Annotated in this window: 13 protein-coding genes; 7 read left to right on the plus strand and 6 right to left on the minus strand. The window is 46.3% G+C overall.

The window, feature by feature from the left end; genetic code table 11:
• Positions 1-21: 21 nt before the first annotated feature.
• Complete coding sequence (locus MH144_RS08375) at positions 22-3,738, plus strand: non-ribosomal peptide synthetase family protein (protein ID WP_239299029.1); 3,717 nt, start codon at positions 22-24, stop codon at positions 3,736-3,738.
• Between the two features lie 71 nt (positions 3,739-3,809).
• On the opposite strand, the gene MH144_RS08380 is transcribed toward MH144_RS08375, so the two are convergent.
• Together MH144_RS08380 and MH144_RS30960 are read right to left on the minus strand one after the other, a co-directional pair.
• Entirely contained in the window at positions 3,810-4,430 is a 621-nt protein-coding gene (locus MH144_RS08380; protein ID WP_239299031.1) for a TraX family protein, read from the minus strand.
• Between the two features lie 64 nt (positions 4,431-4,494).
• Positions 4,495-5,127 carry a GNAT family N-acetyltransferase gene (locus MH144_RS30960; RefSeq protein WP_239299032.1) on the minus strand — a complete coding sequence of 211 codons (633 nt, stop codon included), beginning with the start codon at positions 5,125-5,127 and terminating at the stop codon, positions 4,495-4,497.
• 38 nt (positions 5,128-5,165) lie between these two features.
• Between MH144_RS30960 and MH144_RS08390 the strand changes: the two genes are divergently transcribed.
• The 4 genes from MH144_RS08390 to MH144_RS08405 are packed head-to-tail and all read left to right on the plus strand — an operon-like array spanning position 5,166 to position 9,124.
• Entirely contained in the window at positions 5,166-6,614 is a 1,449-nt protein-coding gene (locus tag MH144_RS08390) for a spore germination protein (protein ID WP_239299034.1), read from the plus strand.
• Positions 6,611-7,759, plus strand: coding sequence for a Ger(x)C family spore germination protein (locus MH144_RS08395; RefSeq protein ID WP_239299036.1), 1,149 nt, complete (start codon positions 6,611-6,613; stop codon positions 7,757-7,759). Before MH144_RS08390 ends, MH144_RS08395 begins: the two co-directional genes overlap by 4 nt.
• A gap of 46 nt (positions 7,760-7,805) precedes the next feature.
• Positions 7,806-8,012 carry a hypothetical protein gene (locus MH144_RS08400; RefSeq protein WP_239299038.1) on the plus strand — a complete coding sequence of 69 codons (207 nt, stop codon included), beginning with the start codon at positions 7,806-7,808 and terminating at the stop codon, positions 8,010-8,012.
• Between the two features lie 14 nt (positions 8,013-8,026).
• On the plus strand, positions 8,027-9,124 hold the full coding sequence (locus tag MH144_RS08405; RefSeq protein ID WP_239299039.1) for a GerAB/ArcD/ProY family transporter: 1,098 nt from the start codon (positions 8,027-8,029) through the stop codon (positions 9,122-9,124).
• A 32-nt stretch (positions 9,125-9,156) separates the two neighbouring features.
• On the opposite strand, the gene MH144_RS08410 is transcribed toward MH144_RS08405, so the two are convergent.
• Complete coding sequence (locus MH144_RS08410) at positions 9,157-9,630, minus strand: RbsD/FucU family protein (RefSeq protein WP_239299040.1); 474 nt, start codon at positions 9,628-9,630, stop codon at positions 9,157-9,159.
• Between the two features lie 251 nt (positions 9,631-9,881).
• On the opposite strand from MH144_RS08410, the gene MH144_RS08415 reads away from it, so the two are divergent.
• Positions 9,882-10,304, plus strand: a complete 423-nt coding sequence (locus MH144_RS08415; protein WP_239299041.1) for a MarR family winged helix-turn-helix transcriptional regulator — start codon at positions 9,882-9,884, stop codon at positions 10,302-10,304.
• Positions 10,305-10,336: 32 nt separating this feature from the next.
• Positions 10,337-11,635 carry an MFS transporter gene (locus MH144_RS08420; protein WP_239299042.1) on the plus strand — a complete coding sequence of 433 codons (1,299 nt, stop codon included), beginning with the start codon at positions 10,337-10,339 and terminating at the stop codon, positions 11,633-11,635.
• Between the two features lie 84 nt (positions 11,636-11,719).
• Here MH144_RS08420 and bcbE read toward each other — a convergent pair whose 3' ends face one another.
• From bcbE to yicI, 3 genes are all read right to left on the minus strand, one after another.
• Entirely contained in the window at positions 11,720-13,015 is a 1,296-nt protein-coding gene (gene bcbE / locus MH144_RS08425; protein ID WP_239299043.1) for a bacillibactin exporter BcbE, read from the minus strand.
• 190 nt (positions 13,016-13,205) lie between these two features.
• Positions 13,206-16,133: a glycoside hydrolase family 3 C-terminal domain-containing protein gene (locus tag MH144_RS08430; protein ID WP_239299044.1), complete on the minus strand. Its 2,928-nt coding sequence runs from the start codon at positions 16,131-16,133 to the stop codon at positions 13,206-13,208.
• Positions 16,134-16,481: 348 nt separating this feature from the next.
• The gene (gene yicI / locus MH144_RS08435) at positions 16,482-18,800 is read right to left on the minus strand and encodes an alpha-xylosidase (protein ID WP_239299045.1); all 2,319 of its coding nucleotides are present in this window, start codon (positions 18,798-18,800) and stop codon (positions 16,482-16,484) included.
• Positions 18,801-18,931: the final 131 nt, after the last annotated feature.

Genomic DNA, 18,931 nt, shown 5'->3' on the forward strand with positions numbered 1-18,931 from the left:
TAATTAAGGAGGAAAATAGACGTGATCGATCATCACTCTTCATCTTCCCAGACAGTGGAATCTGAGTTGCCAGTTCTCCAGATTCCACTGGATTTTGGGCGCCGTCAACAATCATTTTCGTATGAATCAGCTCATATACAGCTGCAGCCAACACAGAGCCGTGAACTCACTCAGAAGTATGGCTCAACGTCAATTTATAACGCGCTCTTGTCGGCATATGCTGCCTTATTGTTCCGGTTATCGGGAGAACAGGAATTAGGCATTGGTACACTTGATCCGGATCGTTCTGCATCAGTTCTGCTGCTGCAGGTACATGGCAAGATGAGCTTCCGTGAGCTAATTCGTCAAATTACCGTTTTGCAAGAAAAAGAAGATACTTCGGTGCAGCCGGGTTCTTACCCGGAAACCTTGTTTATGTTTAATAGTGTTCAGCTTCCTCAGGCTCCGCAGGTGCTCAATTGGAGTATCCGTGAGGAGCAGGATGTATACACTCTCGACTTGTTCTTTGATGCATCCCTTCTGAAAGAAGCAACCGTGATGAGATATGCTGAGTACTACCAAACCCTGCTTCTCTCCATGATTCGGGATGAAGACGTGACTATTGGCTCCGTGGATATTTTGTCCGCCTCTGACCGGACGCTGTACCGTGAGATGAATGACACCTGTGTGACTGAACCTGAGCATCAGACCATCCATGGCTGGTTTGAAGCTACGGCAGCCGAGTATCCCGATTCGCCTGCAATCACTTCCCCATTTGGCCGGTATAGCTACAGAGAATTGAACGAACGTGCCAATCAGGTAGCTCGTGTACTACTTTCCAACGGACTGCAAAAGGGTGAGTTCGTCAGCATCTTCATGGAACGCAGTCTGGAAACAATCATCTCGCTGCTCGGCATTCTGAAGGCAGGCGGTGTATACGTTCCGATTGACCCTGAGCATCCGCAGGAGCGCAATAGTTATATCGTGGAAGATACTGCTTCTTCTTTTGTTCTAACCAAGGAGTCCTCTTTCACGGAAGCTTCACGGTTATTCTCCGGTATTCCTACCGTACGTCAAATTCTGGCTGTGGACGGACGTCTGGCCGGGTTTGCAGCAAGTAATCCTAATCTGGATATTCAGCCGGACGATCTCGCTTACATCATCTACACCTCCGGATCTACAGGCAAACCCAAAGGCGCACTCGTGGCCCATCGTGGGGTTGTCAACCTTGGGAGTGTCGTGCAGCGCGATTGTGACATACAAGCCGGCGACGTTTTGACTCAGTTTGCTACATACAGCTTCGATGCTTCCGTCTGGGATACGATCGGCGCACTGTTCTATGGAGCAGAATTGTATCTGTTATCTGCCGAGGAACGTGTATCAGTAGAGGAGTTCGCCACGGCAATTGAGCGCACAGGTACAACGATCATTACGATCCTGCCTACGATCTTCTTTAACCAGCTTGCATCCTATCTATCAGACGAAGGGTTCCACAAGCTGGCCAAAGTTAGAATTATTACCGTTGCGGGCGAAGCCCTCTACGGAGAACAGGTTCGCGCCTTCCAGCGCAAATTTGGTAACCAGATTGATATCGTCAATGTGTACGGGCCTACCGAATGTACTGTGGCGACTACGACACACCGGATCAGTGAACAGGTCCCGGATCATGTGGCTAACATTCCAATTGGTAAACCGATTCATAACTACAAAGTGTATATCGTCAATGAAGAGCAGCAGCTCTGCCCTGTAGGCGTGCCTGGTGAAGTATATATTGCTACCCCAGCCCTGGCAAAAGGGTACTTGAATCAACCAGAACGTACAGAGCAAGCCTTTATTGATAACCCTTTTGCAATCGATGAGAAAATCTACAAATCTGGTGATATTGCCAAGCTGCTCGATACCGGTTTGCTGGAATACGTCGGACGTAGTGATTCACAGCTGAAGATCCGCGGTCATCGGATTGAGATTGGTGAGATTGAGGACCATTTTGCTCGCCTTGAAGGAATTCAGGATGTTGTGGTCATTCCGAAGAAAGAATCGGACGGTCAGAACATGCTTGTGGGATATTTCACTTCCAAGGACGGCACTACTCTATCCGTAGACCATATTAAAGCCCAATTGGCAGACAAGCTCCCATCCTATTTTGTACCGAAATGGATCTGTCAGCTTGATGAAATGCCTATCGCACCTACCGGCAAAATTCACCGGAAAGCGATGGTATCTCTACCAAACGAGGAAAGACATGAAAACCGGCCGGATCGGGTCATGCCTGAGACAGAGACCGAGGCGATTATATTCAATGCCTGGAAAGAAATTCTCGGACACAGTGATTTCGGAATCGAAGACAGCTTCTTCACGATCGGTGGCGACTCCTTGCGAGTAATCCATGTCCTGGTTATTCTGAAGCCGCACTATCCACAGCTGAAGATTGCCGACTTCTTTGCAGAGAAAACCATTCGTTCCCTGGCACTTCGGGTACAGTCACTTGCGCAGATTACCGAGCAAACTGCACCTTCCGCTGAGCACACTGGCGTGATGACCCAACTGGCTGAGCATCCCGTCGAATTGGCATCCCAACTGGGATACCCTGAGATCCGCAAGCCGGAACATGTTCTGCTAACAGGCGCTACAGGCTACCTTGGATCACATGTGATGCAGCAGCTCCTTCTTCATTCGGATGTGACAATCCATACGCTTGTTCGTCGTCCGTCTGACGGTAATACAGCCATGCAGCGTTTAAGCAAGGTTATGGAGGGATATTTCGGCCCTGAGATCAGTACACTTCTCGCTTCCCGTGTGGAGATTATCGAGGGAGATCTGGAGCAGCCTAACCTGGGTTTAACCGCTGAGCAGACCCGTCATGTACAAGCCCGGATTGACCGTGTAATTCACTGTGCCGCAGACGTAAGACACTTTGGAGATGCCGAACAGTTTGCCAAAACCAATGTAGAGGGTACTGTGGCCCTGTTGAATCTGGTTCGCAGCAAACCAGGCGCTTCCTTCCATCATGTCTCAACCATGGGCATACCGGAAGATCTGGCACTCAGTGGACAATGGGAATCATCCCTTCAATATGACCGTTTCCCGGCAGATCTGCATGTAGAGAACCTGTACTCTGACAGCAAACTTGAAGCGGAGAAAGTATTGATGATCGCAGCAGAGGAAGGTGTACCTGTAAGCATCTACCGTGCGGGTAACCTGACATGTCATTCGGAAACGGGACGTTTCCAGTCCAACATTGACAGCAATGCCTTCTACCGGATGATCAAAGCAATGCTCCTTCTCGGTAAAGCTCCTGCTGCCGATTGGTTGGTCGATTTTACCCCGATCGATTATGCAAGCCAGGCTATCGTGCATCTGGCTCTGCGTGATGACACGGCTGGACGGGTCTTCCATATTTGTAATCCCGAGTCGATCCGTTACGACTCATTGATTGCTTCCATCAATCGTGCGGGGTATGAAGTCGAAACGCTGCCTTTTGATGAATATACCAGCTGGTTATTCGACTCATCCATCAGCAAGGATTCAGAAGCCCTGCAGCTTGCCATTGCCCAATTGGAAGGTGACGGTGCGAAGGATTCAGCATATGTATATGCCTGCCCGGTAACAACAGCGTACGTTGAACCAGCCGGAATTCACTGTGCAAAAGCAGATGACTCATTCATCTCCAATATGCTGCAATATGCTGTTAACATTGGATATTTCCCTGCTGCTAGTCAGCCGCAGCTTGACTCTTCCACATCACATATTGTGGAGTAAAACGATTCATTTATAAAAAACAAACAAGCCACTTGGCCGTCACTTCAGACAGCCAGGTGGCTTGTTTGTTTTTATGTCCAGCGTATTATAGCAATAATGGCTAGATGAGCCGGGTAAAAATAGCGCCAGATCCACCTTGGTCCTTTCAAGCGAAAACCTGCCCCGTAAAACTGCGCAATCGCAATGCCTAACGTAGCCAATACGCTGTACATTTGGACTGAACTGCTGTAGAGCTGGATATATAGAGCCGTTAACAAAACATGCCCCAGCACCAGTACAGGTCCCTGGAAGTACCGGAACAACAGTACTAGCAGCAGTCCATACATGCCATAATCCATGGCCGTCATCTCCATGACTATGCCTGCCCCAATAACAATCGGGATGCCCAGTAATCGGTTCGGCAGTTTGTCCAGTACCAGCAAAACCAGCAGTGACGACCACAGGGTCCATACGACGTTTAATGACAGGTGATTAAATGCCGCCATGAAAGGGACTTGGGAGATCACAGCGATCCAAAAAAGACGCCAGATGTATTTTTGTACATTGCGTGTATGCTTATACCCGATATAAACAGCAAATGCATAGATGGGAAAAGCAATCCGCCCAATGATCCTCAGTTCCTCAACCTGCGGATAAAAGACAGCCCCTATATGATCGATCAACATCGTGATCATGGCGATCCACTGCATCATTTTGCGTTAATCCCTCCCTTATCTATCTCTACTTCAAACTTCAAATATCCCTATTCGAGGTTATTCACACATTACGTTCATAATACAGGAAGTGATTATCTTTCGCATACCCCTCTGATTCATATAATGCCTGTGCCTGTGTATTGCTAATCGCTGTGGATAAGGTTATTCGAACCGCCCCTGTCTCGCTGGCGAAGTTTTGTGCAGCCTGCATCAACTGACGCGCTATACCTTGCTTGCGGTGATCCATATGTACAAATAAGTCATTAAGCACCCAAATAGAGCTCATAGACACTGAACTGAAGCTCGGATATAACTGAACAAACCCAGCTATATTCCCTGGACCAGGTTCCAATTCAGATTCAGACTCTGCCATCCATATAACAGATTCATTCTTTCTCAAGCGCTCCTGAATGTACTTTATGGCTCCCTCCGTATCAGAAACCTGGTTGTAAAACATTCTGTATTGGTTAAATAATTCACCTATCTGCTGGGCATCATCAAGCCCTGCCCGTCTAACCCGATATACCATCTGTTCCTTCCCCCTTAACAACGAACTGATCTCTCCATATTTCTTATTTAGTTTACGGCATTTCGAGCGATCCACCCATTCATCATCTGCATCAAAGTTTGCAATATATTCTACTTCTATAAGAATAATTCCATACAACCGTCGCCAGACTATAGACTTAATCACTGATTTTGTTCAGAGTTCGCAGATAAAGGAGAGCATTCATGACAACTGAGCCCATCCTCGAACAGCTTAAAGCGCATTTAATCGGCATCGCCGACATCATTTATCAGCCCTTACAGTTAGGCCCGGTTAGTGGTGTTCTTATCTATATACAGTCTATTGTGGACACAGCGACTATGCGAAAATCCATTATCAAGCCACTGCTGGAAAAGGTATCTGAAAATGAAGTCGATTCTCTTTTTTTATCACGTGTCATCAGCGGAGAGTTTTTTACACTGGAGTCCAAACGCTCTGACTCTGCAGAGCAGTTGGTGGATGATATTCTTTCTGGTAACGCAGCACTGTACCTGGAAGGATTGTCAGGTATGCTTTCGTTTTCCATTCAAAGTTATCAAAAACGCTCTGTACCTGAATCGACCAATGAGGTCGTCGTTGTTGGACCTCAAGAAGCTTTCATAGAGGATATTAACGTTAACATGTCACTGCTACGGCATAAGATCAAACATCCAGACTTCAAAATGATCAAGTTTACCATCGGCAGATACACAAAAACTGAAGTTTATGTGGTGTATATCCAAGGATTATGCAAAGCAGACATACTGGAAAATGTGCTGGACAGTCTCGGTGAAATCGATATGGATAGCAGCTTAGGGGTAAGCTATTTATCCGAGTTTCTTGAAGAACATCCCCTGTCTCCGTTTCCACAGTACCAGTATACCGAAAGGCCAGATACGGTCGCTGCGGCTTTGGTAGAGGGACGTATCGGCGTAATGCAGGATGGAACCCCATTTTCGCTACTGATTCCGGTGACCTTCTTCTCCTTAATGCAATCCTCTGAGGACTACTATCAGCGATTTCATTCTGCATCATTTATCCGGATGATCCGGTTGCTATTTTCGGTCATCGCCTTTTTGCTACCCTCTGTTTATGTTGCGGTGACAACTTTTCACCCGGAAATCATTCCGACCAATCTGCTAATTACGATCGCTGCTGCCAGGGAGAATATTCCCTTTCCAGCATTAATCGAAGCCATCATTATGGAAATAACCTTTGAGGGATTACGAGAAGCAGGTATACGTATTCCCAAGCCTTTGGGTCAAACCGTATCCATTATCGGCGGAATCGTCATCGGACAAGCAGCGGTTCAGGCCGGCATCGTATCCGCACCGTTGGTCATTGTGGTCTCTATCACGGGCATTGCCGCTTTTATTATCCCGCACTTTGAACTAGGTCTGGCATTTCGGCTGCTTCGTTTTCCAGTTCTGCTTATGGGCGGAACGTTAGGCTTGTTTGGCGTATTGATATCCATCTATCTGCTTTACTGGTATATGGTTAGCCTGCGTTCCTTCGGTGTTCCTTACATGCAGCCTTTTGCTCCCCTGGTGCTTCGGGATTTCAAAGATACTTTTGTGCGCGTCCCGTGGTTTCGGATGAAAAAAAGAACCAAAGCTTATGCAGCGGATAATGAAACGAGGCAAAAGACACCATGAAGGTTCGCAATTTGTATCGAAAAAGTGGACTTATGCTAATAAGTTTCCTCCTGTGCAGCGGATGCTGGTCTAAGGTTGAGATCAACGAGAGAACCTTTATTACAGCCATGTATGTCGATAAGGGGGAAACACCTGGGGATATCGAAATAACACTCAGTATGCCCCTGCCTAATCGGCTTGCACCCGAAGGAGGTGGGTCGAGTAAAAATCCTTATGCCATCGTATCAGCTACCGCACCAACGATAGCTGATGCACTTGAGAAAATTCAGACTGACTTAACACGAAAAATATCTTGGGGACATACTCGGGTCGTTGTTTTTGGCGAAGCCTACGCAAAGGAAGGAATTGAGGATACATTGGCATGGATTGCTCGAGAACCTCTGTTTCACCTAAGCAGCTACATTATGGTTGCCAAAGGAAAAGCCAAGAATGTCTCCGATCTCACACCTGTATTCGAAGAAACACCAAGTGATGTACTACGGGAATTCTCCACTGAAGAAAACCTACTAAAAACTCAAGTACTTAATATCTTTGCCGCAGAAAAAATGAATCAAGGATTTGCCTCCCTCCTGCTGACTGCCCAAAAAAGCTACATGGCAAGCGAGGATGGCGAGTTGAAAAAGTGGGTGAGCCAATCTGGAGCAGCCCTATTCAAACAAATGAAGATGGTTGGTACTATTTCCGACGAGGAGGCTAGGACGGTTTCCTGGGCAGAGCGAAACCTAGATTCAATGACCATATCTGTTCGAACCAAAAAAGAAAAAGCAAGCATGACGCTTTATGACATGCACTCCGATGTTCACGTCCGCTTGGAACAAGGTGAGCCGATCTTTGATATCAAACTCATCGGGAAGGCTGAACTAAACTCGGTTATCCCCATTCTCAAAGCAAAGGATATTGTAGCGGTGAGGGATATCGAAAAGGCTGCTGGGGAAAAAGTAAGTGCTCAGCTAACCAAAGCGATTAGGTTCGGTCAGAGTAAAGGGGCCGATATATTGAGGCTGGGGTACCGCCTGGAATGGAGGTATCCAAAGATTTGGAAAACACTTCGTCCTAAATGGATTAGCTATATAAAAAATGATTTGCAGTTCCATGTCACTACTGATATCAACATTCAGTTTGTAGGATCAGAGTCTAGCTTTTGATGGGGTCACATACTGGCTCCCCAATCAATTACACAGGAGGAATCCGATGATAGCCGTACTATTGTTTGCCGGGCTTTATTTAATGGACTGGTCGTTCTTTCGTTCCAGTAAGAAAACAATTAGATATGGTTATTTCATCTTACTGATTTTCTATCTCACGTGGAATACACTGGCGGTGAGCTGGCCTGGATGGCCTAATCCCAATGATATGATCAATCTAGTCTTTGGTTGGGCTGACCAAATATCACAATAGGAAAGGTGACTCCCATGAACCACCTCACTGCTGGACAAGCATATCGTTTCATGTTTGTTTATTTATATTCAGAGCCTGTTGCCTTTCTATTGCAGCGATTATTCAAAATGAGCGGGTATCAAGGCTGGCTCTCCACGATCGGTGGCTTTCTACTCAGTCTTATATTTCTTATATTCACCTACAAGCTGGGCTCGCTCTATCCAGACAAACCTTGGCTGTCATTCGGGGAGAAGATTGTTGGCAAATCTGTGCATCAAATTTACATCGGATTAATTATTATGCTGTGTATCTATCTCTTGTCCATAGATGTGGAAAACTTCATTGTATTCCTCCAATCGATGTACCTTCCCGAAACTCCTATTTGGTTAACGGCAGGGATAACCCTCTTGTGCGTTAGTCTATCTGCCCGTTCCGGATTATTTACCATCGTGTTTATGTCTGAAGGTATTTTTGTCGTACAGCTGATTACCTCCACTTTTCTTGTACCGACTGTAGGAGGCGGAGGCAATCCTGGAATCCTGACATCCATGCTGACCCATCATGAACTATCCGAAATCATATTCGGCTCCCTTTCAACTATGCCTTGGTTTTCCGAGTGGATGATGTTTCTATTCCTTGCGCCTGCTATTGCTTTCCGGCGTAATATGCTCAAAAGTATGTTTTTTGCAGGAGGAACGGTAGTAATATTCATCATCGTTTTTTGGATGTTTACATTAATGAATTTTGGACCGTACGTCGCTGCAAGTTTCCGTTACCCCTTGCTGGAGATGATACGATTTGCCCGCTACGGAGATTTTCTGGATAATCTGGATCCTGTGTTAATTGCTATCTGGTCTACAACTATGTTCACCCGAAGCTCATTTCTCTTATATGTGGCTTCCGTCTGCCTTTCAAAACTTGTTGGTATCAAACAACAAAAATCCTTCGTTTATCTGCTTGGTGGAACTGCTGCGGCCATAGTGCTTCAGTATGCAAAAGATGCAGCTTCATATGAACTAGCTATCCGCTCCTACGCGGTACCCGTGTATACCGTCATCATTGAGTCAATGCCTATACTATATATATCCATATATTGGATTCGTTCTATGGCAAAAAGGCGAACAGGAGCGTAACTGGCTCCGTCGCCATGGTACTTTATTGAAAATCACTTTAATTCAATACGTTGATTTTGCGGATCAGGACTTACATCAGGGAAAATAACCCCTTTTTTCAAAATTAGATTGGCATACTGGGCACGTTCACCGGTAGCAACGATAGCATAGGCACGTGAAGCCCTCTCATAGAACGAAAATCGCTCCTCTTGATCGAAAGCATCTGTGATACCCTCATGCTCCAAAATCAGTCTGCGGTAATCCTCCCATATAATTGGAACGACCTGATCTCCCTCTACAACCTGCATGACGGCTGCAGGTCTTACTGCATACGTATCAAGTGGATACAAGCTCAATATGGCATCCAATAACTCTACGGTTCCCACCGCATCACAACGGATGAGATGCCTGGCATGGCTGGCTGCAGGGAAATTGCCATCAGCGAGAACCAATTCGTCCCCATGCCCCATCTCAGACATAATCTTAAGCAGTTCTGGAGGAATTATTGCAGGAATGTTTTTCAGCATACTCAGCTCTCCTTGTTAGCTCCACATCGAATGGAGCAGAATGGCCTTCGATATTCCAAGATGACATCCTTAACTTTCCACCAATGCAGTTCACTTCCATTCTATCAGTATTTTCTAACTTCGCACAATCCAACTTGAAAGTTGTTTATATCCAATTTGCTTTGACAAAATTCGTTGCATAACATATAGTTGTTATAACAAGTAATTAGTTTGAAGAGATGATTCATAGGAAAGTGAGGAACTACGTTCGTATGGACTATTCGCTAGAGCAATCTGTCGGATTTATGCTGGGCTTCACGTATCGCAAAGCTGCTGCTTTACTTGCGACCCGTTTTAAACCTTACGATATAACAACAGAGCAATTCTCTGTTCTGTTCAATATTGATAAGGGAGAAGGCGTGAACCAAAAGGAAGTTGCCCATCGCGTTCTGAAGGATCAACCCACCACTGCACGCATTATTGATCTACTTGAGAAAAAGGGATGGGTTGAACGTCGGACCAGTGAACAGGATCGCCGAGCTTATCTCCTCTATCTGACTGCGGAAGGAAAAGCGTTGATCGATATTCTGGTTCCCATTGAAAGAGAAATGAATAAAGAACTTGCTGAAGGTATACCCGAAGACCAGATGGAAGCATTTAAACATACTCTTTCCCTCATTAATCGCAACTTGTAATGAACTGAACATCCAAGGGGGAATGAATTCATATGAAAGACCGTTCTACACAGGTTAAACTTTGGACCACCGATTTTATTTTGCTCATGCTCTGTAACTTCCTGCTTTTTCTACAGCTGCATATGATTGTTTCTCCTCTTCCTTCCTACGTACAGGAACGATTCCACGCCAATGCTTTTGAAGTCAGCTTATTCACCTGTCTGTTTGCACTTAGTGCAATTGCAGCACGCCTCTACTCAGCCAAAGCACTCGAAAAAGGCCTCCGTAATGCCATGATCTACATTGGCCTGTCTGTAGCCCTTCTTGCTACCCTCGGGTATTATTTTGCTGCCGGTATAGCTGTGCTGTTACTGCTGCGCATGGTTTTTGGTGTTGGTTTCGGAATGAGCAGTACCGCGTTCCCAACCATGGCTTCTGACATCATTCCGGTTAAACGAATGGGAGAAGGTATGGGCTATTTCGGGTTATCTACCAGTCTTGCCATGTCCATGGGTCCCATTATCGGGGTAACGTTGCTGCAGGGTTCAGGATTCATAACACTTATGCTGTGTACAGCCGCCGTGATCGTAGTCATCTATCCACTCAGTTATTCGTTAACACGTAAGAAAGCAGCACATTCACACGCTGGTTCAGCTCAAACTTCAGCCGGGCCCATAGCGAACGTCTCCGGAACGAAGGAGAAAATTCCTTTTAATCGCAAATTGATCTTGCCAAGTATGCTGAATTGTTTGTTATCCATCACCTATGGTGGACTTGTCGGTTTCATTGTGTTATACGGGAAAGAGGCCAATCTGGCCAACCCTGCTTTATTTTTCTTGTTTAATGCATTAGCTGTACTGCTTGTCAGACCATTTGCGGGCAGATTGTATGACAGTAAGGGACCCAAAGCGCTGCTTATTCCTGGAGCGATTTTTGTGGCTATCGGGCTGATTATCCTCTCTTTTGCAACGTCCATGCCGATTTTATTTGTCGCAGCATTCATATACGGCATTGGGTATGGTTCCATGCAATCTTCACTGCAGACCTGGATGATTCAGATTGTAGCTCCAACCCAGCGCGGGATGGCGAACGGCATGTTCCTGAATACACTTGATTTGGGGATTGCTATGGGAGCTCTGCTGCTTGGTGCTATTGCCTCCATGACAAGCTACACGGACATGTACCGGTATTCTGTCATCTTCATGATTGTGTTCCTGCTAATCTATCTTATCCAAGGTAAACGAAGTGGATCTTTCGCAGTTTCTGTTCATCCGCTGCTTGCCCATACGCATATATCAGCCGCGGATTCAGACTCCAAAGAGCAAACTTCAGACACATCCGTTCAAAAATAAATTCCTTTCAAATTAAAAGACGCGTTTGCCGGTTGAGAATCTTGTTCTCACCAGCAAACGCGTTTTTGTTATCTTTGCAGTTCGTTAAAATGGACTTTTCTTTCGCCTAATGGGTACCCGTCTAGGTACGTGATTCGTCTCCGCATTCCGCTCCAACTTCTCAGGGGCTTCCGAGCTGGACTCATTCCCTTTTTCCGGCTTAACCGCAAATAATGTGAGCAGACCACCTACCGCTCCAGTAGCTGCAATTACAATAAAAAGAATAAAATGCGAAGTACCAATGAGTAGGGATACCACCGGTGGCCCCAAAGAAACGCCAATAAAACGCATACTGCTGAACAAGGCTGTAATCGTACCGCGCTGCGCTTTGTCAACGCCTTCAGTAATGAGTGCATCAAGACATGGAAGCGTGGCACCAATCCCTGCACTACCCAGAGTGAATAATCCCACCACCAGATAGATGCTATCCCAGAGCCCCATAATGACCAGAGAGCCGGTCAAAATCACCAGTCCCGTAAAACCTACCCACTTCATGCGAACCTTACTCTTGCCAATCCATTTACCTGCGAGGAATGACGACAAGCACAGGGCTGCCAACGGTATTGCGAGCACAAGACCTTTAAGTACACCTTTTAGCTGGTACTCTGACTCCAGCGTTTCCGACAAATAAAAAAGCACGCCAAATATAACAAACATGCAAATTCCACCGATGGCAAAGAGTGCATACAGCCAGCGGCCTTTTTGTTTCAGCACTGTGCGAACGGATGAGACAAATTCGGAAAAGGTCGGTGGCTTCTCTTTTTTCTTCGGCGTTTTCACCAGAAAAATAACAAGTACCAGTGAAAGCAAACAGAGCACCGGTATCGCCATAAACGGCAGGTACCACAGCCAAACGGCCAGCGCAGCACCCAAAATGGGGCTTATGACTTTACCGAACGTATTGGATGTTTCGATAATACCCAAACTCTTGCTGACCTGCTTTTCGTCATCAAACATATCGCCAACAAGGGGTATAACGATGGGAAAGGCTCCAGCTGCGCCTATTCCTTGCAGAAACCTTCCGCCAAGTATGGTCCAATACGCTATGCTTCCGTCCAGCATTAATGCAGCTCCGCCTGCCACCGCACCCCCGGCTGCCGCTATAATAAGGCTGGGGATTATGACCGCTTTACGTCCAAACCGATCGGACAGATACCCTGCAATCGGAATCAGCAGTATGGCGACTACTGCGTATACCGTGATAAGCATGCTGACCTTGAAAGAGGAAACTTTCAGTTCACGCTCAATTTGCGGAAGGATCGGAATCAACATGGAGTTACCCAATGTCATAATCACCGGGATGGAAGCAAGTGCGACGAGGTCCCACTTTTTATCTTTCATGCCTTAACCACCTTTACGAGATCGGAAAACAACATTGTTAGTGTGGTTAGTTCACCAATTGATTATACGGGATATGTAAAAAAGTTCAGTTACAGCATGTTAAAAAACCGTTCTGGATTTTACAACCCAGAACGGTCTATGTGTATTATTAATCGTATTGAAATAGATCGTTTTCACTCCGCTGAAATACCTAACATTTTAATTTGAACTGTTGAATGGCCGCTCCACCTTGGAACACAATATATAAACGATCAAGTTCCTGCTCAGGTTGGATTGGGCATTGGACCGTTGTCCATTGGATGTCAGAACGATCTTGACCCGGTGTGGATTCAGAACCATTCATGGGCACAGGACATGTTCCGAGAAGCGCCCCATCTGGCCCTCCAGAACGTATCTGCAGTTCTCCACCTTTTCCAAAAGCAGCTACCCGTGCTTCCAATGTATGCGCTCCTTGTGTTCCGTTATTCAGGAAAGCAATCCAGGACAGCTGATCTTCCTTATACAGTGGTTCTCCAGGGACAATGGCCCGAACTGCCGATCGTCCTTCCAGACACTCATCCAGGAGCACACCTGCATACTCATCAAAATTCTCAGCAAATGTTGGCAAGTCCAATTGGCGGGCAGGTATAACCTCCCCTTCAATCTCCATATCGGCTGTCTGGCGAATATCTTCCGAGGAGCGCCCAGCCATAATGGACCAGGTCGCTGTCTCCACGCAATACCGATCACGGGTGACATCCCAGAAGGCAAGCTTTTGAACAGGAATTTCAAAAGTTACTGTCTGAACTTCGCCAGATGCAAGATGGATACGTTTAAAGCCAATTAATTGCTTCAAAGGCCGCTTTACTCGGGATGTCTGTGGACGCCCATATATCTGCACCACTTCATCACTTGCGTACTCTCCTGCATTTCGGACTTGTAGTTCAACCTTCAACACATCAGCTCCGGATTCACCTGTTATCCGCTTAGCACTGATTGCATCATATTCGAATGGAGAATAAGTCAAACCATGACCGAATGGATATAAAACCGGACCCTCATGGTACATATAGGTCGTACTGTTATTGATAATATCGTAATCCATGATATCGGGAAGCTGGGACTCATCCTCATACCAGGTCATATTCAGTCTGCCTGCCGGAGCATATGTGCCAAGCAGAACATCCGCAACCGCGTGTCCAAGCTCTTGTCCTGCATGAGTCAAGTATACGATGGCTGGAGCTATGTCCTTTAACTCCTGCAGTGCAAATGGATAACTTCCCACAATCACAACAACGGTATTGGGGTTTACCTTGCGAACCTCTTTGACAAGACGAATTTGCTCAGATGGAAGTGTAAGACCTGGCCGATCAATTTCTTCCTTGCCGTTAATATAAGGACTATTACCGACAACGACTACAGATAGGTCACTTGCTTTCGCAGCAGCTACTGCTCGCTTAATACCATCAATCTCGATATGCTTCACCAGCGGTACTGGCTTCTTCGCTCCAATCGCCGAATTACTCGCATTCGATGCTTCCGTGCCATCTTCTGGTGAATCAGCAACGGGTGCCAAAACATGCTTGTCCCGATGCTCAGCAAGTCCCAATGGAAGTCCATTCCACGTACGCATTAAGCTTCCGTTATCGATCTCGGGATCAAATTGCACAACTTCCTTTACAAACCATCCCCCGATCTCTGGTGCAATCGCCTGATACTTGCCTTCTTCGGTTAACGTAATATAGCGATTATTCTTCACACTTCGCAGCGTATGACTTCCCCATCCCCAATCCTGATGAACGAACACAGCCTTCTCCGCACTGCCTTCCGCAACGGCTACAACGGTTCCTTCATCTCCGATGGATAATACCTGCCCTTCTGTAGTCTGGAGACTAATTCGATCATTTCCATCCTCATAGATGATCTCTGCATCAGCCAATCGACTCCGCAGACCGTCCAATGCGGTGATCCGATACGGTAGCGTACCGCTATACCAATCGGTGAATACTGCACCCGCGAGAGGTCCAACCACGCTTACCTTGCGAAGTGCATCCGACTTTAATGGGAGCAACCCGTCATTTTTCAACAATACAATAGATTCTACCGCAGCTCGATAACTTAATTTGGCGTGTTCCGGCGCACACAGGACAGACTCTGGTATAGAAGCATATGGATTAAGACCCGAACGGTCCAGTTGTCCAAGACGCATGCGAACCCCGAAGATGTTGCGAATAGCCCGGTCCAGATCTTCTTCCTTCAGCAAATCTCGATCAAGAGCCTCTTGCAATGCAGCGACCACCAGATCCACTTCATCGGTCAGACAATCCACACCTGCTTTTAAAGCACCTGCCGCAGACTCGGCATGCGTCGCATGGTATCCATGATAGTTTACGGTTTGGGAGAGGTCTCCCCCGTCACAGACGATAAAACCAGGCATAGCCCATTCGCCTTTGACCACATCGTTCACATAAAGGCTCTCAATTGCAGGCGTGCCGTTGATGGAATTATAGGCTGTCATCATAGACAAGGCACCGCCCTCAACAAAAGGTGTCTCGAATGCTTTAAGATAGTACTCTCGCAAATTCCGAGGATCAATGCTGGATGAACAATTCAGCCGGTCTTTCTCGTTATTATTGGCGAAGAAGTGTTTTAGCGTAGCGACCATTTTCAAATAAAATGAATGATTCCCCTGCATACCTTGCACGAGAGCTGCTGACATCTCCCCTGTGAGCACAGGGTCTTCACCATAGCCTTCTTCGGTTCTTCCCCAACGTGGATCACGCTCCAGATCAACGGTTGGTGCCCACAGGGTTAAACCGTGCCGTTCAGGTTCGCGATGGTGGTAGGCTCTGGCCTCATCCCCTATGACTGAACCAATTTCACGCATGAGTGCTGTATTCCATGTACTTGAGAGTCCGAGAGGCTGCGGAAAAACGGTTGCTTCCCCTTTCCAGGCCACCCCATGGGCAGCTTCCCCTCCAACGTTGTATGCAGGAATTCCCAGCCGCGGAACAGCTGCTTCGCGTGTAGGAATCAGGCTGATCTTCTCTTCTATCGTCAATCGTTTAATCAGGTCATCAAGTCTCTGTTCGAGCGGCAATGCTGCATCCCACATGGGGTACTGTTCATATTCCTTCATACTTACTCCTCCTAATTAGTGGTATGGTTCTATCATCATCTTCCATTGTTCCAGGAGCTCCAACGTACGTTGATTAAACTTCTGGTGCCAAACGCAAAATCACATCCGAATAAGCAGCATGCTCCAGCTGTATTTGGTAAGTTGTATTGAAAAGTCCGCCCTGCAAGAGGCAATACTCTTTCACTTTGGTAGCGGTTCCAAAAATCTCTCCACCAATCGATATAATATCTCGGTAGGTCTACCCTAGATCATACTATGATTTACTCGCTGCAACCACTTCTGCATGTCTCATTTGTAGACAAACAGAACGGCACCTTGCGGTACCGTCCTCTAAGTCATGTGTGCAAATTACAATTGAATCGTGAGCGAGCTTACGCCTGTTGCTGCCGTTACTACGATGCCTTGTTCACCAGCTGTCTGGGATCCACCCTCGACACTGGATACACTTTCGATGCCGCGAAGTACCACATTCCATGGCTTGCCTGCACCTTCAGCACGTACCTCCAGAACAGATCCGTTACGGGTTACGTTCACAATCAGTTCCTGCTCAGCCTGTTGGTTTACAACAACCGCTTGAGCCGTGTTGCCATCAGAAAGCTCGAACAAATGCAGGGAAACTTCATTTGCAAAATCATAATCCGGTTTGCTATTCGTCGCGCCCACTGCAATCAAACTGTTTGGTTTGATCATCATTGGCAATGTGCGGAAGTTATGATTCTCACGTACAAAACGACCGCCTTGTACTTTATCGCCTGTCAGGAAGTTTGTCCACGTTCCTTCTGGCAAGTAGTAAGTTACATCGCCTTCCTTATTAAAGATCGGCGCTACAAGAATCGAATCCCCAAACATGTATTGCGTATCCAGGCTATATGTTGCAGGATCCTCTGGGAAGTCCAGCACCATGGCGCGCATCATCGGGATACCTTTCACAGTCGATTCCTGAGCAGAATTGTAAAGGTAAGGCATCAAGCTATTTTTAAGTTTGGTGAAGTCACGAACAACGTCCACGGATTCTTCATCAAATAGCCAAGGCACACGATAGGAAGTACTTCCGTGTAGACGGCTGTGAGAAGACAACAGTCCGAATTGTACCCAGCGTTTGTATACGTCAGGTGTCGCTGTATTTTCAAATCCGCTGATATCATGACTCCAGAAGCCGAAGCCGGAAAGTCCGAGTGACAAGCCGCCGCGAAGCGATTCAGCCATGGATTCATAAGTAGAAGAGCAATCTCCGCCCCAGTGAACCGGGAACTGTTGACCACCTGCTGTTGCCGAGCGGGCAAACAGGGCAGCTTCGTTCTTGCCAATTTTTTCTTCAAGCAACTCAAATACTGCTTTGTTATAGAGATGTGTATAGTAGTTATGCATTTTAACCGGATCGGAGCCGTCAAAGTATACGACATCAGTCGGAATTCTTTCGCCGAAGTCTGTCTTGAATGAATCTACACCTTGATCAAGCAGTACCTCCAGCTTACTCTTATACCACTTGACAGCATCCGGATTCGTGAAATCAACCAGCGCCATACCGGCTTGCCACATATCCCACTGCCATACGCTGCCATCAGCTGTTTTCACCAGATAACCGTTCTCCATACCTTCATCAAACAAGTAGGATTTTTCTGCAATATAAGGGTTGATCCAGGCACATATTTTAAGACCTTTGTCTTTCAAACGGCGAATCATGCCTTCCGGATCCGGGAACATCGCTTCATCCCATACGAAATCAGACCATTGGTATTCCTTCATCCAGAAGCAGTCAAAGTGGAATACGGAAAGTGGAAGATCACGTTCAGCCATGCCGTCCACGAAGTGGTTAACGGTTGCTTCATCATAATCCGTTGTGAACGATGTTGTCAGCCACAGACCAAACGTCCATGCCGGTGGAAGCGCTGGTTTACCTGTTAATTTCGTATAATTATCAAGTACATCCTTCGGATTGTCACCGCCGACAATGAAGTACTCCAAAGTCTCGCCTTCTACGCTGAACTGCACTTTAGATACATTCTCAGATGCAATTTCATACGATACGCGTTCAGGATGGTTTACGAATACACCGTACCCTTTGCTGGACAAATAGAAAGGAATGTTCTTATAGGACTGCTCGCTGCTTGTACCGCCGTCCTCATTCCATGTGTCAACCACTTGACCATTCTTAACAAATGGTGTGAAGCGCTCACCCAGACCGTAAACGTATTCGCCTACGCCAAGATCAAGCTGCTCGCGGAAGTATGCTTCTTTACTCGGACCAGTAATATAACCAGCCGCTCTCTGACCGCTGCCTGTAATCCGTTTTCCTTCATACAAGAAGTTGACGTCCCAACCCTTTGTTTTGTCAATTTGAACTTCAAGATTGCCGCTTTTCAAAACAGCACCTTGTTCATTTTGCGTGATGTCAACATTTACATCTTGATAGTTGAGTTCAAATTCAGGACTCTTTTTTACTCTTCCTTTATGGTGATTCAAGGTTACACGAATAACGTTAGGCATAGGTGAGCTGTACGTTGCTTTCAGCAATGTACCGTTCAGCGTATCACCTTTGGTGCGAATATATTTAGTTGCCGCATATACGGTCAAGGAATCCCCTTTTTGCACAATATCACGAATGTCAGTCGGGTTTTGAATTTGGTATCCTTCACGAGTCATCCAGAATCCATCAGTAAATTTCATGTTTTCTTTCCCCCTTCGGTTATACTATAATAATATTGATATTAATCATGGTTTTCTTCCGATATTTTGACCAAATATATCACGATTTTGATATTTTCCACCCGCTTCTTAAGCAAGATCACCAATCTATG

The organism is Paenibacillus sp. ACRRY, assembly GCF_022346995.1.
Taxonomy (GTDB): domain Bacteria; phylum Bacillota; class Bacilli; order Paenibacillales; family Paenibacillaceae; genus Paenibacillus.

Excerpts from the sequence above, each read along its gene's own strand:
- yicI (WP_239299045.1), bottom strand. The coding sequence starts at position 18,800 with ATGAAATTTACTGATGGATTCTGGATGACTCGTGAAGGATACCAAATT.
- MH144_RS08380 (WP_239299031.1), bottom strand. The coding sequence starts at position 4,430 with ATGATGCAGTGGATCGCCATGATCACGATGTTGATCGATCATATAGGG.
- MH144_RS08395 (WP_239299036.1), top strand. The coding sequence starts at position 6,611 with ATGAAGGTTCGCAATTTGTATCGAAAAAGTGGACTTATGCTAATAAGT.
- bcbE (WP_239299043.1), bottom strand. The coding sequence starts at position 13,015 with ATGAAAGATAAAAAGTGGGACCTCGTCGCACTTGCTTCCATCCCGGTG.
- MH144_RS08400 (WP_239299038.1), top strand. The coding sequence starts at position 7,806 with ATGATAGCCGTACTATTGTTTGCCGGGCTTTATTTAATGGACTGGTCG.
- MH144_RS08415 (WP_239299041.1), top strand. The coding sequence starts at position 9,882 with ATGGACTATTCGCTAGAGCAATCTGTCGGATTTATGCTGGGCTTCACG.
- MH144_RS08430 (WP_239299044.1), bottom strand. The coding sequence starts at position 16,133 with ATGAAGGAATATGAACAGTACCCCATGTGGGATGCAGCATTGCCGCTC.
- MH144_RS08390 (WP_239299034.1), top strand. The coding sequence starts at position 5,166 with ATGACAACTGAGCCCATCCTCGAACAGCTTAAAGCGCATTTAATCGGC.
- MH144_RS08405 (WP_239299039.1), top strand. The coding sequence starts at position 8,027 with ATGAACCACCTCACTGCTGGACAAGCATATCGTTTCATGTTTGTTTAT.
- MH144_RS08410 (WP_239299040.1), bottom strand. The coding sequence starts at position 9,630 with ATGCTGAAAAACATTCCTGCAATAATTCCTCCAGAACTGCTTAAGATT.
- MH144_RS08420 (WP_239299042.1), top strand. The coding sequence starts at position 10,337 with ATGAAAGACCGTTCTACACAGGTTAAACTTTGGACCACCGATTTTATT.